A 13,781-nucleotide genomic window follows, 5' to 3' on the forward strand; every position below is an offset into this window, starting at 1 on the left:
TTGATCTCTATACTGTCTGGCAGACAACGCTGCCAGCTGGCAGCGATTTTTCATGTATCGCTTTATGCGGAGGATAGAATGCGACATCCACTGGTTATGGGTAACTGGAAGTTGAATGGCAGCAAGCAGATCACAGCTGAACTGATCGCCGGTCTGCGCAAGGAACTGTCTGGCGTTGAGGGTTGTGGCGTCGCCATTGCACCGCCAGCTCTCTATCTCGAGCAGGCAAAACACGCCATCTCCGGTAGCCACATCGCACTGGGTGCGCAGAACGTAGACGTTAACCTGTCTGGTGCGTTTACCGGTGAAGTTTCCGCAGAGATGCTGAAAGATATCGGCGCGAAATATATCATTATCGGTCACTCAGAGCGCCGCACTTACCACAAAGAGAGCGACGAATTCATCGCGAAGAAATACGCAGTGCTGAAGTCAGTGGGCCTGGTACCGGTGCTGTGCATTGGTGAAACCGAAGCGGAAAACGAAGCGGGTAAAACCGAAGAAGTCTGCGCTCGTCAGCTGGATGCCGTTCTGGAAAGTCAGGGCGCAGAAGCGTTTAAAGATGCGGTCATCGCTTATGAGCCAGTCTGGGCCATCGGTACCGGCAAATCTGCCACCCCTGCTCAGGCTCAGGCCGTTCACAAATTCATTCGTGACCATATCGCGAAGAAAGATGCGGCTATCGCAGAACAGGTCATCATCCAGTACGGCGGCTCAGTTAACGATAAAAATGCGGCTGAGCTCTTCACCCAGCCTGACATCGATGGCGCGCTGGTTGGCGGTGCCTCACTGAAAGCGGACGCTTTCGCTGTGATCGTTAAAGCTGCTGCGGCTGCAAAAAGCGCCTAAGCAGTAAACGTACCGATTAAAGGCGGCTTAAGCCGCCTTTTTTATGGGCGCTATCAGCTGACAGGCGTGATCCTGTACCTCCTCCGCCGAACCGCTGTTCAGCAGCAGCCAGTTTCGCTCTATCGCCATCAGCACCAGTCGTCCATCACTTAATTCAGCCAGTGCCAGCCCATATTTCCCCATCTCACTGCGTGCCTCTGGCCGCTCATCGGCCAGTCGGATAAACGCACTCTGCCGGGTCAGCTCGTCCGGGGTCAATGCACGCAGCCAGTAGCGGTGCTTACGCAGCGTGATGCTCTGCCACCGCCCGCTAAGCTGCGGCGTCAGCTGATCAAGCTGCTGACGCACATCGGGTCGCAGGCAGGAGATATGAATATGGAGCTGATTCTGCGTGCGGCCATACTGTGAATTGATAGCCAGTGACAGGACCCGATCGTCAATAGGTGAGCCGCGTCGCTGCGCAAGCAGAGTCCGCTCATCCCAGGCAAGGGCAAAGTAGTTGGGCGTAGCGGATTGCAGTAACCGCGGGCTTTCGATGCCGGTGATCCTGTCGAGCGGGAGCAGCAGATACTGCAACGGCCCGTGCATATCTTTCAGCATGGCATAGCGATGCCGCTGATCGACGCGCTGACAGGGCGCAGGTTCTCCACCACTCTGCTGGTGAGGCAGACATTTCTCGCTGACGATCTGCCACAACGCATCACTGTTCTTTTTGAAATGCAGTGCGGCAGCCAGCATCCCCGAAATGACCAGTACCAGCAGAACCGCAACCAGGCGGGTTGCACGACGATGTGTCGGCATAACAACGCTTCCTGAATGGCTTAGCAGCCTGCATCCTCGCCTGGCGAGAAAAAAATGTCACGGGGAATTCTGGCAGATAACCCAGCGGCTGGGCGGAGAAGGAGAAAAGGCGTGGTTGTGGAGGATAAGCGGTCAGCGCAGGGATGCGCTGACCGCAGCGCATTACGGTTTCATGACCTGGTCATAGCTGCCGCCATCGGCGAAGTGGGCTTTCTGAGCCTGTGTCCAGCCACCAAACTTGTCCTGAATGGTAAACAGCTTCACTGGCGCAAAGGTGCTGGCGAATTTCTTCGCGACTTCAGCATCACGCGGACGGTAGTAGTTCTGTGCAGCGATAGTCTGGCCTTCTGGCGAGTAGAGGTATTTCAGATAAGCGTCGGCGACTTTACGCGTCCCCTTTTCATCTACCACTTTATCGACCACCGACACGGTCGGTTCCGCCAGAATCGATTCGCTCGGAGTGACAATCTCGAACTTGTCTTTGCCCAGCTTGTTAACCGCCAGATAGGCTTCATTTTCCCAGGCGATCAGCACATCACCAATCCCGCGCTCAACGAAGGTGTTGGTTGCGCCGCGTGCGCCGGAATCCTGCACTTCAACGTTTTTAAACAGCGCTCTGACGTAAGCCAGCGCTTTAGCCTGATCGCCGTTGTTATGATCCAGCGCCCAGCCCCAGGCCGCCAGATAGTTCCAGCGTGCGCCGCCGGACGTTTTCGGGTTAGGGGTAATAACAGATACGCCTGGCTTCGTCAGGTCGCTCCAGTCATGGATGCCTTTAGGATTATCTTTACGAACCAGGAAGACAATGGTCGAGGTGTAGGGCGCAGAGTTGTCCGGCAGACGCTGAATCCAGTTTTTATCAATACGACCGCGTTCTGCAATGGCATCAACATCCGATTGCAACGCCAGTGTGACCACATCCGCCCGAATGCCGTTAATCACGGAGGTCGCCTGCTTACCGGAACCGCCATGCGACTGACGGACCACGACATTATCGCCGGTTTCCTGTTTGTAGTGCGCACTGAACGCTTTGTTGTACTGTTCGTACAGCTCACGCGTTGGATCGTAGGAAACGTTTAACAGCTGAATGTCTTTCGCCAGAACGCTGGTTGAGGCCAGCAACAGGGTAACGCCGATACTCCACTTGTTCATTACGCACTCTCCCAATGTCGTTATGGGCTAAGCGTGACATAAACCAATACAGAGCTAAAAGAATTAAAAATAAGCTGTTATAACCATGGGGAATATAGAGGCGGGATGCCGGGGCGCGCCAGGTCGCACACCCCGAAGAGGAATTAATAGAGTTTTTTCGCGGTGTCGAGCCAGTCGCGTTTGAACGGACGCTTCATATTTTCAATGGCGTCGACGATGTCGTGATGCACCATCTTCTCGTTCTGAATACCGACGCAACGGCCGCCGTAACCCTGCATCAGCAGTTCAATGGAGTAGGCCCCCATGCGTGAGGCCAGAATACGGTCATACGCACAAGGTGCACCGCCACGCTGAATGTGGCCCAGAACGGTAGAACGGGTTTCACGCTTGGTTTCTGTTTCGATGAAACGCGCCAGATCGTCGATATCGCAGATGTGCTCGGTAATCGCCACGATAGCGTGCTTTTTACCTTTGGCGATGCCCGCTTTGATTTCCGCTACCAGCTCTTCACGGGTATACGGGAACTCCGGCAGTACGATGAACTCACAGCCACCCGCAATGGCGGCCGCCAGTGTCAGATCGCCACAGTAGCGACCCATCACTTCCACAATCGAAATACGCTGATGCGATGAAGAGGTATCACGCAGGCGGTCAATCGCTTCAACCACGGTTTCCAGTGCAGTGAAATAACCGATAGTGTAATCCGTTCCGGCAACGTCGTTATCGATGGTGCCTGGCAGACCAATGCACGGGAAGCCCATTTCAGTCAGGCGCTTAGCCCCCATGTAGGAACCGTCACCACCAATAACAACCAGCGCATCAATGCCGCGCTTTTTCATGTTCTCAATGGCAACCTGACGCACATCTTCATTACGGAATTCAGGGAAGCGTGCTGAGCCCAGGAAAGTGCCGCCGCGGTTAATCATGTCGGAAACGCTGTAGCGATCAAGATTGATCATGCGATCTTCGTACAATCCCAGGTAACCGTCATAGATCCCAAAAACTTCCAGTCCTTCACTCAGCGCGGAACGCACCACGCCACGAATAGCTGCGTTCATGCCTGGGGCGTCACCGCCGCTGGTTAATACACCAATTTTTTTGATCATGACAACCTCTGGATTGTTCAAAACTAAGGGTTAATCCTGCCTGTCGATCGCTGCTGAAGCTCATTTTACGACTCGCGCGACACGTGATGGCAGATAGTATATCAAAGGCTTGCTGCTGAATTGATTCAGGTCAGACAACTTTTCACTATTTTTTGCAGCAATGTTAGCGTTACGTCATCCCTGCCGTATCGATTTGATTCATTTAAGTTAAAAACCTAAAGAATCCTCTCTCTCGAACGGTACCACAGAACAGGGATCCTGATGGATAATTACGTCTGAGCCGGGAAATTCTTTGCGTAACGCCTTCTCAACCTGATCGGCTACCCGATGCGCCTGCACCAGTGGCAGCTGATCTTCCAGTTCCAGATGCAGCTGAATAAATTTGGTCGGCCCGGACTGACGGGTTCGCAGATCGTGAACGCCCTGCACCTGCGGCCAGTTTGTCGCAAGCGTCAGGATTTGCTGCCGTTCCTCTTCCGGTAACGCGCGATCCAGCAATGACTGAACTGCCTCGTAGCCCATACGCAGTGCGCTGTAGAGAATAAAAATACCAATGCCCAGCGCAAACAGGGCATCCGCCCGGGCAAAGCCATAGCTGCTCAGCACCAGCGCAATCAAAATAGCGCCATTCATGATGACGTCGGACTGATAGTGCAGCATGTCAGCCCGGATCGCCTGGCTGCGGGTTTTACGAACCACCCAGCGCTGAAAGGCCACCAGCACCAGCGTTGAGCTCAGCGCCACCACGGTCACTACAATACCGACGCCGGGCGCCCGCAACTCATTGGGCGTCGCCAGATGCTGCAGGCCGGTCAGAAACAGAAACAGCGCCGACCCGGAAATAAACATACTTTGCGCCAGCGCTGCCAGCGACTCCGCTTTGCCGTGCCCGAAAGTATGATCTTCGTCAGCGGGCTGCAGTGCATAACGCACCACCAGCAGATTGGTCAGCGAGGCGGCGATATCCACCAGTGAATCCACCAGAGAGGCCAGTAAACTCACCGAACCGGTGTACCACCAGGCAAAAATTTTCACGAGCAACAGCACAGACGCAAGAATGGTCGCGCCGAGCGCAGCACGCTTTACCAGTCGGCCATAAGAGGGTTGCATGCCAGGTTCCCTGTGCGGCATCAGTGAAGATGCGCACCAAAATGAATGAATGGCTCAAGTTTAACATCGGGAGGCGGGCACTGCTTAGCGGGTCGATCAGCGGATCAGGCTTTTTTGGGAAGGCGCGACAGGTACAAAAAAACAAGCCCCGGCCTCTGTGGGAGGTCGGGGCAAAGTGTCATACACATCAGTACCAGGCCACATTCAGGCCCAGGTCTGGGCTGAGAAAGGGGCGGCGACTACTTTTTGCCGCCTTTTTTCCCGGCTTCTGATGCTTTTTCACGATCGTTTTTGAAATTTCCGCCGCCGCTACTCTGGCCGCCTTTCTTACCGGCTTCAGACGCTTTTTGCGGATTATCTGCGAAATTACCTGAACCACCACGATGCTCTGCCATAACTTACTCCGTTAATAGATTCATTCAGGACTACATAATGTGGTTGCTGCTCCCTGAGACTTCGCAAAGACACTTAACTTCCCTGCAGTGACAGGATTAAGTGTAGAGGGTGTGCCTGAACCGGCAAGCGTAACGCGGGGGATTTATCTCATTGAAAAATATAATTAAATCTTTCTATACCTGCCTGTAATTCATTCACTTTCAGTGAGTTATAATATTTAACAGGCGGTAAAACCCTTACCGGTACGCTTAAATTTAAGTCATGACCTGAATAGTAAGGAATCGGTGAGGCTTACCCATAAAAGCTCAACAAGCGCTAATCAAACAGGGGTTTTATTGCGGGGTGATGATTCCAGTCAAAATAAAAAAAGTGAAAAAAAGATAAAAAAAACCCCCACCATCATGGCGGGGGAAGACAGGGATGTGTCTATGGCAAGGAAAACAGGGATACTATGTTACTGGTTACTGCTGGTACTACTCACTGCCTGCAGCGATGATGCTGACTGCAAATTCGAAAACTGTCGCAGCTCATTAAGTCGCCGCTGGTAATTCTGCTGTAACGCCGACTGCTGGGCTGGCGTTAGCAGCTGGAACATTTGATTCTGTACGCGCGCCATCTCGACCTGCTGTTCAACCTGAACTCTGGCGATCACTTCCGCCTTCTCGCGGATGGCCGCTTCGTTAAACTGGTCTGCAGTCACTAACTCATGTAGTGCTGCGATATCGTCAATATGGACGACCGGACGCTCATGTCGGGCCTGTTGCATCAGGTCTCGCATCTGCTGACGTTGCTCTTCAGTCAGCTCGATGCCATCGAACATGTGGCTTTGCGGATTTTGCGTCATACTGCCTGTCGGCAATCCGCCATGATGCATCTCGTCAATCGTCGTCGCATCTTTAGCACCTGCGCTGGCGACACTCAGAGCCATCGCTGAGGCAAGGACGACGGCGGTTAATTTGCGCATCGTGTACTCCAGTTCGTTCCGTTTTGCGATTCAACGAGAGCCAGTGTACGGCGACAGCTGCAAACATCCGTCAGGGGGTGTAAAACTACGTAAAGCGATGGATAGGTGCGCCAGGAACACGGTATTTTGCCTGCGGAGGGCTACAAAAATGAATAAAATCCTGTTGGTAGATGACGATCGCGAATTAACTTCGCTTTTAAAAGAACTGTTAGAAATGGAAGGGTTTGAAGTGGTGGTAGCCAGCGATGGTGAACAAGCGCTGAACCTGCTCGATAACTCAATTGATCTGCTTTTACTGGATGTCATGATGCCGAAGAAAAACGGTATCGACACCCTGAAAGAACTGCGTCAGCAACATCAAACCCCCGTCATCATGCTAACGGCGCGCGGCAGCGAGCTGGATCGCGTACTGGGCCTCGAACTGGGCGCAGATGACTATCTGCCTAAGCCGTTTAACGATCGTGAACTGGTGGCGCGTATCCGCGCTATTCTGCGGCGCTCAAACTGGAGTGAACAGCAGCAGCAACACGACAATAGCTCGCCCACGCTGGAAGTGGACTGCCTGCGTCTCAATCCCGGCCGTCAGGAGGCCAGTTTTGATGATGTCACGCTGGATTTGACCGGCACGGAGTTCACCCTGCTCTATCTGCTGGCGCAGCATCTGGGCCAGGTGGTGTCGCGTGAGCACCTGAGTCAGGAAGTGCTGGGCAAACGCCTGACGCCTTTTGACCGCGCTATTGATATGCATATCTCCAATCTGCGTCGCAAGCTGCCTGAACGCCGTGACGGCCATCCCTGGTTCAAAACCTTACGTGGCCGCGGCTATCTGATGGTTTCGGCATCATGATTGGAAGTCTGACCACCCGTATCTTCGCCATCTTCTGGTTGACGCTGGCGCTGGTGTTGATGCTGGTGCTAATGGTGCCCAAGCTCGATTCACGACAGATGACCTCGCTGCTGGAAAGTGAACAGCGGCAGGGCATCATGATTGAGCAACACGTCGAAGCAGAGCTGTCACAGGATCCCCCTAACGATCTGATGTGGTGGCGTCGTCTGTTTCGGGCAGTGGAAAAGTGGGCACCGCCGGGTCAGCGGCTGCTGTTAGTGACGAGTGAAGGTCGGGTGATCGGCGCGCAACATAACGAAATGCAGGTTATCCGCAATTTTATCGGCCAGTCTGACAATGCCGATCATCCGCAGAAGAAGAAATATGGTCGTGTTGAGCTGGTAGGGCCTTTCGCCGTTCGGGATGGCGAAGATAACTACCAGCTTTACATGATTCGTCCCGCCAACAGTTCCCAGCTCGATTTCGTGAATCTGCTGTTTGACCGTCCCCTGTTACTGCTTATCGTCACCATGCTCATCAGCTCCCCGCTGCTGCTCTGGCTGGCCTGGAGCCTGGCTCGTCCGGCACGTAAGCTGAAATATGCTGCCGACGAAGTCGCAAGCGGAAACCTGCGTCAGCATCCGGAACTGGAATCGGGCCCACAGGAGTTTCTGGCGGCGGGTTCCAGCTTTAACCAGATGGTCAGTGCGCTGGAGCGGATGATGACCGGTCAGCAACGTCTGTTATCAGATATCAGCCATGAGCTTCGTACCCCGCTCACCCGCTTGCAACTGGCTACCGCGCTGCTGCGTCGGCGCCAGGGTGAAGGCAAAGAGCTGGGCCGCATTGAGATGGAAGCACAGCGTCTTGATGGCATGATTAACGATCTGCTGGTGCTGTCGCGCACCCAGCATAAAAATGCGCTGGTCAGCGAAGCGATGAAGGCGAATCAGTTGTGGAATGGGGTGCTGGAAGATGCCCGCTTCGAAGCGGAGCAGATGGGCAAGAAGATGGATATCCCCTATCCGCCTGGCCCGTGGCCGCTTTATGGTAACCCCCATGCGCTGGAGAGTGCGCTGGAAAATATCGTACGCAATGCGCTGCGCTATTCACACACCCATATCAGCGTCAGCTTCTCCGTCGATATTTCCGGCATCACGGTACACGTTGATGACGATGGTCCAGGCGTGAGTCCGGAAGATCGTGAACAGATTTTCCGGCCTTTCTACCGTACCGATGAAGCACGCGATCGCGAATCAGGCGGCACCGGTCTTGGCCTGGCGATTGTTGAAACGGCAGTGCAGCAACATCGCGGCTGGGTTAAAGCGGATGACAGCCCATTGGGCGGCCTGCGTCTGACCCTCTGGTTGCCGCTCTACTCCTCCGCTCGTCAATAATTTGTTATGCTTCGGCCCCTGTCATCGGGGGGCCTTATGCTTAACATTGTCTTGTTTGAACCAGAAATTCCGCCGAATACCGGCAATATCATCCGCCTGTGTGCCAATACTGGCTTTCAGCTTCATCTGATTCAGCCGCTTGGTTTTGCCTGGGATGACAAGCGTTTACGCCGCGCCGGGCTGGATTACCACGAATTTACTGCCATTAAATTCCACGCCGACTATCAGGCGTTTATCGCCTCAGAGTCGCCTGAGCGTCTGTTTGCGCTGACGACCAAAGGTACGCCCGCACACAGTGCCGTAGCGTATCAGGCTGGCGATTATCTGCTGTTTGGCCCGGAGAGCCGTGGACTTCCGGCTGAGATCTTAGCGGCGTTACCGGCTCAGCAGAAAATCCGTATCCCGATGAAAGCGGAAAGCCGCAGTATGAATTTGTCGAACGCCGTCTCGGTGGTGGTCTATGAAGCGTGGCGCCAGCTTGATTATGCGGGCGCGCTGATTAAAGACTAGATGCCGTCGCCAAACTGAAAACCCGCCAGGCTGCCATTAAAGTGCTGATCCATATCCATCGACGGCTTTTCACTGCCTGGCTTACCAACGATTCGCGCGGGTACGCCTGCTGCAGTGGTGTGCGGCGGCACGGGCTGTAACACCACGGAACCGGCACCGATTTTGGCTCCCTTGCCAACTTCAATATTGCCCAGGACTTTCGCACCGGCACCAATCATCACCCCTTCACGGATTTTCGGGTGACGATCGCCGCTGGTTTTGCCGGTTCCGCCCAGCGTAACCGATTGCAGGATCGAGACATCATTCTCAACCACGGCGGTTTCACCAATCACAATGCCTGTGGCATGGTCGAGCATGATGCCGTGGCCGATGTTGGCGGCGGGATGAATATCGACGGCAAAGGAGACGGAGATTTCATTCTGCAGATAAACCGCCAGCGCGCGCCGGCCTTCATTCCACAGCCAGTGGCCAATGCGGTAGGCCTGTAAGGCGTGAAAACCTTTGAGGTAGAGCAGCGGCGTGGAGTATTTATCGACTGCCGGGTCACGCTGGCGCACCGCCTGAATATCGTACGCCGCTGACATAATCATCGACGGATCTTCACGGTAGGCTTCTTCAACGATTTCACGAATGGCGATGGCGGGCATAATCGGGTTAGCCAGCTTGTTGGCCAGCATATAACTCAGTGCACTACCGAGATTTTCATGCTTGAGCAATGTCGCGTGGAAGAAGCTGGCCAGCATCGGCTCACAATCAGCCAGGGCGCGCGCTTCTGCTTTGATATTATTCCAGACCAGTTCTAACTCATCAGACGACATTGCTGTTTTCTCCCGATAAAAAAAGCGCCTGAATGGGCGCTGCAGGTGATGATGCTACGCGTCCTGCGTTAGCCAGTGCTGTTTTCGTCCTTCCTTGTTCGTCCCAGCAGACTCAATGCTGCATCTCTCGCCGGCTTTTCGCAATACAGCACCTGATAAATCTGCTCGGTGATCGGCATTTCCACACCAAAACGGGCTGCCAATGCTTTGACTTCTTTGGTGTTTCTGTAACCTTCTACAACTTGTCCGATAATGCGTTGCGCGCTATCTACATCCTCGCCCTGGCCCAGCATCATGCCAAAACGACGGTTACGCGACTGATTATCGGTACAGGTCAGCACCAGATCGCCCAGACCCGCCATCCCCATAAAGGTGGTGGGATCGGCACCCAGCGCGGCGCCCAGCCGGCTCATTTCAGCCAGACCACGGGTGATCAGTGCGGTACGTGCATTCGCGCCAAAACCAATCCCGTCAGAGATCCCGGCACCGATAGCAATCACGTTTTTTACCGCGCCGCCCAGCTGTACGCCGATGAAGTCAGGGTTGTTATAAACGCGGAAGCTCTTACCGCAGTGCAGCTTCTGCTGCAGATCCTCAGCAAACTGCGCATCCGTTGCGGCCAGCGCGATAGCCGTCGGTAATCCGGCTGCCAGCTCTTTCGCAAAGGTCGGTCCGGAGATTACAGCCAGCGGAATGTCATCGCCGACAATTTCCCGCGCCACATCCTGCAGCAGACGGCCGGTCTCTTTTTCCAGCCCTTTGGTCGCCCAGACAATACGCGAGTCTGACCGCAGATGAGGCTTGATCTGCTGCAGCACCTCGCCAAACACATGACTCGGCACCACGATCAATAAATCGCGGCTGGCAGCAATAGCTTTGGTCAGATCAGGTTCAAGAGAAAGATGGTCGGGGAAAGGGACATCAGGCAGGAAAGCGGTGTTGCAACGGTCACTCTGAAGCTGCGCCAGATGCGCCGGGTTATGTCCCCACAACAGCACCGGATGGCCGTTGCGGGCCAGCGTAATCGCCAAAGCGGTGCCGTATGAACCGGCACCGATGACGCTAATCGAAGCGTGAGTTGTCATCAGGCATCCTGATGTGGTTCAGCACCTTCTTCACCTTGCTGCTGCTGCAGGTAGTTCATGAACAGCGCATCAAAGTTAACCGGTGCCAGGTTCAGCTGCGGGAAGGTACCACGTGATACCAGACTGGTAATGCATTCGCGTGCGTACGGGAACAGGATGTTCGGGCAGTATGCGCCCAGGCAATGTGCCATCTGCGTTCCTTCGATACCGCTGATGGTGAAAATACCGGCCTGCTGAACTTCACACAGGAAAGCGGTTTCTTCGCCCACGGTGGCGGTTACAGTCACACGAAGTACCACTTCGTAAACTTCGTCAGCCAGCTGAGAAGATGCAGTGTCCAGATCCAGTTTAACGTCCGGTTCCCACTCTTTCTGGAAAACCTGTGGTGCATTTGGCGCTTCAAAAGAGATGTCTTTGGTGAATACGCGCTGAATCTGGAATTGCATTTCGTTGGTGTTATGTTCTGACATGTGACCAAATCCTATGTATGAGATTGTCCGGCGTAAAATTACGCCTGCAGTAAGGGATCTAAACCTTCGCGATTATCGAGTGCGAATAAGTCGTCGCAGCCACCAATGTGCTGCGCATCAATAAAAATCTGAGGCACGGTGGTGCGGCCGCTACGCTTGATCATCTCTTCGCGTTTCGCCATGTCTCCATCAATGGGGATCTCCTGAAACGATACGCCTTTTTGCGTTAACAGCGCCTTCGCCCGATGGCAGTAAGGACAGGTCGCCTTGGTATACATTTCAACATTTGCCATGATCAGCACCTCTGTAAGATTATTTGCCGCGAACTAACGGCAGATTTTCGCCGCTCCAGCCACTGATACCATCTTTCAGCACTGAAACCCGCTCAAAGCCGGCCGCGCTGAGATGCGCAGCAGAATCACCCGCGCTTTGTCCGGTTGCACACACCACAATTATGGGCTGCGCTTTATGCTTTGCCAGTTCGTCGATGTTGCCTTTTTTAATCTCAGCGGCTGCGACATTCAGCGCACCTGAAATATGGCCTCTGCGGAAATCGTCGCGCGAACGCACGTCTACAACTACCGCGTCCTCTTTGTTAATCAGGCGGGTTGCTTCACCGCGGCTGATCGTTTTTACCTTAGAGAACATTCCTTTAACGGTAGTCACAATCACCAGAACGAGTAAAACGACCCATGCCAGACTCAGGATGGGGTGATTGCTTGCAAACTGCATAATTTCTTGCATGAGGGGTAACGACTCCAGACCGGGCTAATAAGCTAAAACAAGGGTTCTGAGTATACCTGCGCCACTTCGCATGTACAGATGCTATGCGGCCAGAGTATCGATTTGTGCTTCATTTTCCAAAAAAAGTGGCTGAATAGCAAAAATGGCGTAAGGCTTAATCCATGTCATTGTGAAAGTGGACATAACTGGAAAAGCAAATGCCAGTGGGGAGCACTGGTAAGCGGCGGTTCATCGTGGAATAATCATTGGCCTATGAAGGGAAAAACAACCGTTTCGCACACAAGGACCCGTCCCAACGGCGATAACCTGCCGTTGTTCACACACTTGTCCAGCCTCTCCCTTAGCCTGCTTTGTGCGGGGGCACTGTTATTGCCTGCCGCCGCCGTTAGTGCAGAAGACAGCAAATCTCAGCTGCAATCTATTCAGCAAAACATCGCTGAAAAAGAGAAAAGCGTTAAAGCGCAAAAGTTGCAGCGCAGCAAATTACTGGATCAGTTGCAGAGCCAGGAAAAAATCATCGCTCAGGCGAGCCGTCAGTTGCGTGACACCCGCAATAGCCTCAACGCCCTGAATGATGAAATCAAACAGCTTGCCACCTCCATCGCCCGCCTTGAAAAACAGCAAACCCAACAGGAAAACCTGCTTTCAGAGCAGCTTGATGCGGCGTTTCGTCAGGGTAAGCACAACGGTGTACAGCTGTTGATGGGCGGTGAAGAGAGTCAGCGCAGCGAGCGTATTCTGGCCTATTTCGGCTATCTGAATGCGGCGCGCCAGAAAAGTATCGAATCGCTGCAACAGACGCGTCAGGACTTAGCTCAGCAACGCGCCACGCTGGAGCAGAAGCAACAGCAGCAGAAAGGCTTATTAGCGCAGCAGCAGGGCCAGCAGCAGAAGCTGCAACAGGCGAGCGAAGCGCGGAAAAAAACCCTGACGACACTGGAAAGCGCGCTGGAAAAAGATCAGGCCGATCTGGTCGAGATGCGTCAGAACGAAAGCCGTCTGCAGGATAAGATCGCCCGTGCGGAACGCGAGGCGCGCGAGCGCGCCGCCCGTGAAGCGCGTGAGGCGGAAAAAGTGCGTCAGCGTCAGGCGCAGGCGAAAGCCAAAGGCTCCAGCTATCAGCCGACCCAGAGCGAACGCGAACTGGTGGCGCGCACCGGTGGACTCGGTCGCGCGGGCGGGCAGGCCTTGTGGCCGGTACGCGGACGCATTGAACATCGCTTTGGTGAACAGCTGCAGGGTGAACTGCGCTGGAAAGGACTGGTGATTGATGCGCGCGAAGGTACCGAGGTGAAAGCTATCGCCGATGGCCGCGTGCTGATGGCCGACTGGTTACAGGGCTACGGCCTGGTGGTCGTGCTGGAACATGGTAAAGGCGATATGAGCCTGTATGGCTACAACCAAAGTGCGCTGGTGAGCGTGGGTACGCAGGTGAAGGCAGGACAGCCTATCGCACTGGTGGGCACCAGTGGTGGCCGCGGTACTCCGTCGCTCTATTTTGAAATCCGACGTCAGGGACAGGCCGTCAATCCACTCCCGTGGTTAGGAAAATAGGT

At 54.2% G+C, this 13,781-nt stretch carries 16 protein-coding genes; 5 read left to right on the forward strand and 11 right to left on the reverse strand.

Going from position 1 to position 13,781, the window contains the following annotated elements; all coding sequences use genetic code 11:
* The first annotated feature begins 78 nt into the window (after positions 1 to 78).
* Positions 79 to 846 (forward strand): triose-phosphate isomerase, encoded by a 768-nt coding sequence (gene tpiA / locus ACMGGP_RS17420; RefSeq protein WP_033759211.1) that lies wholly within the window; start codon positions 79 to 81, stop codon positions 844 to 846.
* Positions 847 to 873: 27 nt separating this feature from the next.
* On the opposite strand, the gene ACMGGP_RS17425 is transcribed toward tpiA, so the two are convergent.
* From ACMGGP_RS17425 to cpxP, 6 genes are all read right to left on the reverse strand, one after another.
* On the reverse strand, positions 874 to 1,647 hold the full coding sequence (locus tag ACMGGP_RS17425; RefSeq protein ID WP_256844872.1) for a CDP-diacylglycerol diphosphatase: 774 nt from the start codon (positions 1,645 to 1,647) through the stop codon (positions 874 to 876).
* A 162-nt stretch (positions 1,648 to 1,809) separates the two neighbouring features.
* Positions 1,810 to 2,799, reverse strand: coding sequence for a sulfate ABC transporter substrate-binding protein (locus ACMGGP_RS17430; protein WP_010258203.1), 990 nt, complete (start codon positions 2,797 to 2,799; stop codon positions 1,810 to 1,812).
* 143 nt (positions 2,800 to 2,942) lie between these two features.
* Complete coding sequence (gene pfkA / locus ACMGGP_RS17435) at positions 2,943 to 3,905, reverse strand: 6-phosphofructokinase (protein ID WP_003851263.1); 963 nt, start codon at positions 3,903 to 3,905, stop codon at positions 2,943 to 2,945.
* 207 nt (positions 3,906 to 4,112) lie between these two features.
* Positions 4,113 to 5,015 carry a CDF family cation-efflux transporter FieF gene (fieF, locus tag ACMGGP_RS17440; RefSeq protein ID WP_010672078.1) on the reverse strand — a complete coding sequence of 301 codons (903 nt, stop codon included), beginning with the start codon at positions 5,013 to 5,015 and terminating at the stop codon, positions 4,113 to 4,115.
* Positions 5,016 to 5,254: 239 nt separating this feature from the next.
* Positions 5,255 to 5,410 carry a con-10 family general stress protein gene (locus ACMGGP_RS17445; protein WP_010258211.1) on the reverse strand — a complete coding sequence of 52 codons (156 nt, stop codon included), beginning with the start codon at positions 5,408 to 5,410 and terminating at the stop codon, positions 5,255 to 5,257.
* Between the two features lie 455 nt (positions 5,411 to 5,865).
* Positions 5,866 to 6,375: a cell-envelope stress modulator CpxP gene (gene cpxP / locus ACMGGP_RS17450; RefSeq protein ID WP_010258214.1), complete on the reverse strand. Its 510-nt coding sequence runs from the start codon at positions 6,373 to 6,375 to the stop codon at positions 5,866 to 5,868.
* A 148-nt stretch (positions 6,376 to 6,523) separates the two neighbouring features.
* Here cpxP and cpxR point away from each other — a divergent pair, with 148 nt between their 5' ends.
* Genes cpxR through trmL form a run of 3 tightly spaced genes read left to right on the forward strand, consistent with a single transcriptional unit; the run spans position 6,524 to position 9,108 of the window.
* Complete coding sequence (gene cpxR, locus ACMGGP_RS17455; RefSeq protein ID WP_009088062.1) at positions 6,524 to 7,222, forward strand: envelope stress response regulator transcription factor CpxR; 699 nt, start codon at positions 6,524 to 6,526, stop codon at positions 7,220 to 7,222.
* Positions 7,219 to 8,598 (forward strand): envelope stress sensor histidine kinase CpxA, encoded by a 1,380-nt coding sequence (gene cpxA, locus ACMGGP_RS17460; RefSeq protein WP_010258221.1) that lies wholly within the window; start codon positions 7,219 to 7,221, stop codon positions 8,596 to 8,598. The genes cpxR and cpxA overlap by 4 nt, the downstream gene beginning before the upstream one ends.
* Before the next feature lie 36 nt (positions 8,599 to 8,634).
* On the forward strand, positions 8,635 to 9,108 hold the full coding sequence (gene trmL / locus ACMGGP_RS17465) for a tRNA (uridine(34)/cytosine(34)/5-carboxymethylaminomethyluridine(34)-2'-O)-methyltransferase TrmL (protein WP_010258223.1): 474 nt from the start codon (positions 8,635 to 8,637) through the stop codon (positions 9,106 to 9,108).
* On the opposite strand, the gene cysE is transcribed toward trmL, so the two are convergent.
* The 5 genes from cysE to ACMGGP_RS17490 all read right to left on the reverse strand — a co-directional run bounded on the left by cysE (position 9,105) and on the right by ACMGGP_RS17490 (position 12,225).
* Positions 9,105 to 9,926, reverse strand: a complete 822-nt coding sequence (gene cysE / locus ACMGGP_RS17470; RefSeq protein ID WP_010258225.1) for a serine O-acetyltransferase — start codon at positions 9,924 to 9,926, stop codon at positions 9,105 to 9,107. The two genes, trmL and cysE, sit on opposite strands and share 4 nt — an antisense overlap.
* A gap of 68 nt (positions 9,927 to 9,994) precedes the next feature.
* On the reverse strand, positions 9,995 to 11,011 hold the full coding sequence (gene gpsA, locus ACMGGP_RS17475; protein WP_010258227.1) for an NAD(P)H-dependent glycerol-3-phosphate dehydrogenase: 1,017 nt from the start codon (positions 11,009 to 11,011) through the stop codon (positions 9,995 to 9,997).
* Positions 11,011 to 11,481, reverse strand: coding sequence for a protein-export chaperone SecB (gene secB, locus ACMGGP_RS17480; protein ID WP_010258229.1), 471 nt, complete (start codon positions 11,479 to 11,481; stop codon positions 11,011 to 11,013). Before secB ends, gpsA begins: the two co-directional genes overlap by 1 nt.
* A 38-nt stretch (positions 11,482 to 11,519) precedes the next feature.
* Positions 11,520 to 11,774 (reverse strand): glutaredoxin 3, encoded by a 255-nt coding sequence (gene grxC / locus ACMGGP_RS17485; protein ID WP_008926942.1) that lies wholly within the window; start codon positions 11,772 to 11,774, stop codon positions 11,520 to 11,522.
* Positions 11,775 to 11,793: 19 nt separating this feature from the next.
* A complete protein-coding gene (locus ACMGGP_RS17490) occupies positions 11,794 to 12,225 on the reverse strand; it encodes a rhodanese-like domain-containing protein (RefSeq protein WP_010258234.1) in 432 nt (143 codons plus the stop codon).
* Positions 12,226 to 12,477: 252 nt separating this feature from the next.
* Here ACMGGP_RS17490 and envC point away from each other — a divergent pair, with 252 nt between their 5' ends.
* The gene (gene envC, locus ACMGGP_RS17495) at positions 12,478 to 13,779 is read left to right on the forward strand and encodes a murein hydrolase activator EnvC (RefSeq protein WP_029519509.1); all 1,302 of its coding nucleotides are present in this window, start codon (positions 12,478 to 12,480) and stop codon (positions 13,777 to 13,779) included.
* The last annotated feature ends 2 nt before the right edge of the window (positions 13,780 to 13,781 follow it).

This window comes from Curtobacterium sp. BNK-1 (assembly GCF_048685235.1).
Lineage (GTDB): Bacteria > Pseudomonadota > Gammaproteobacteria > Enterobacterales > Enterobacteriaceae > Pantoea > Pantoea agglomerans.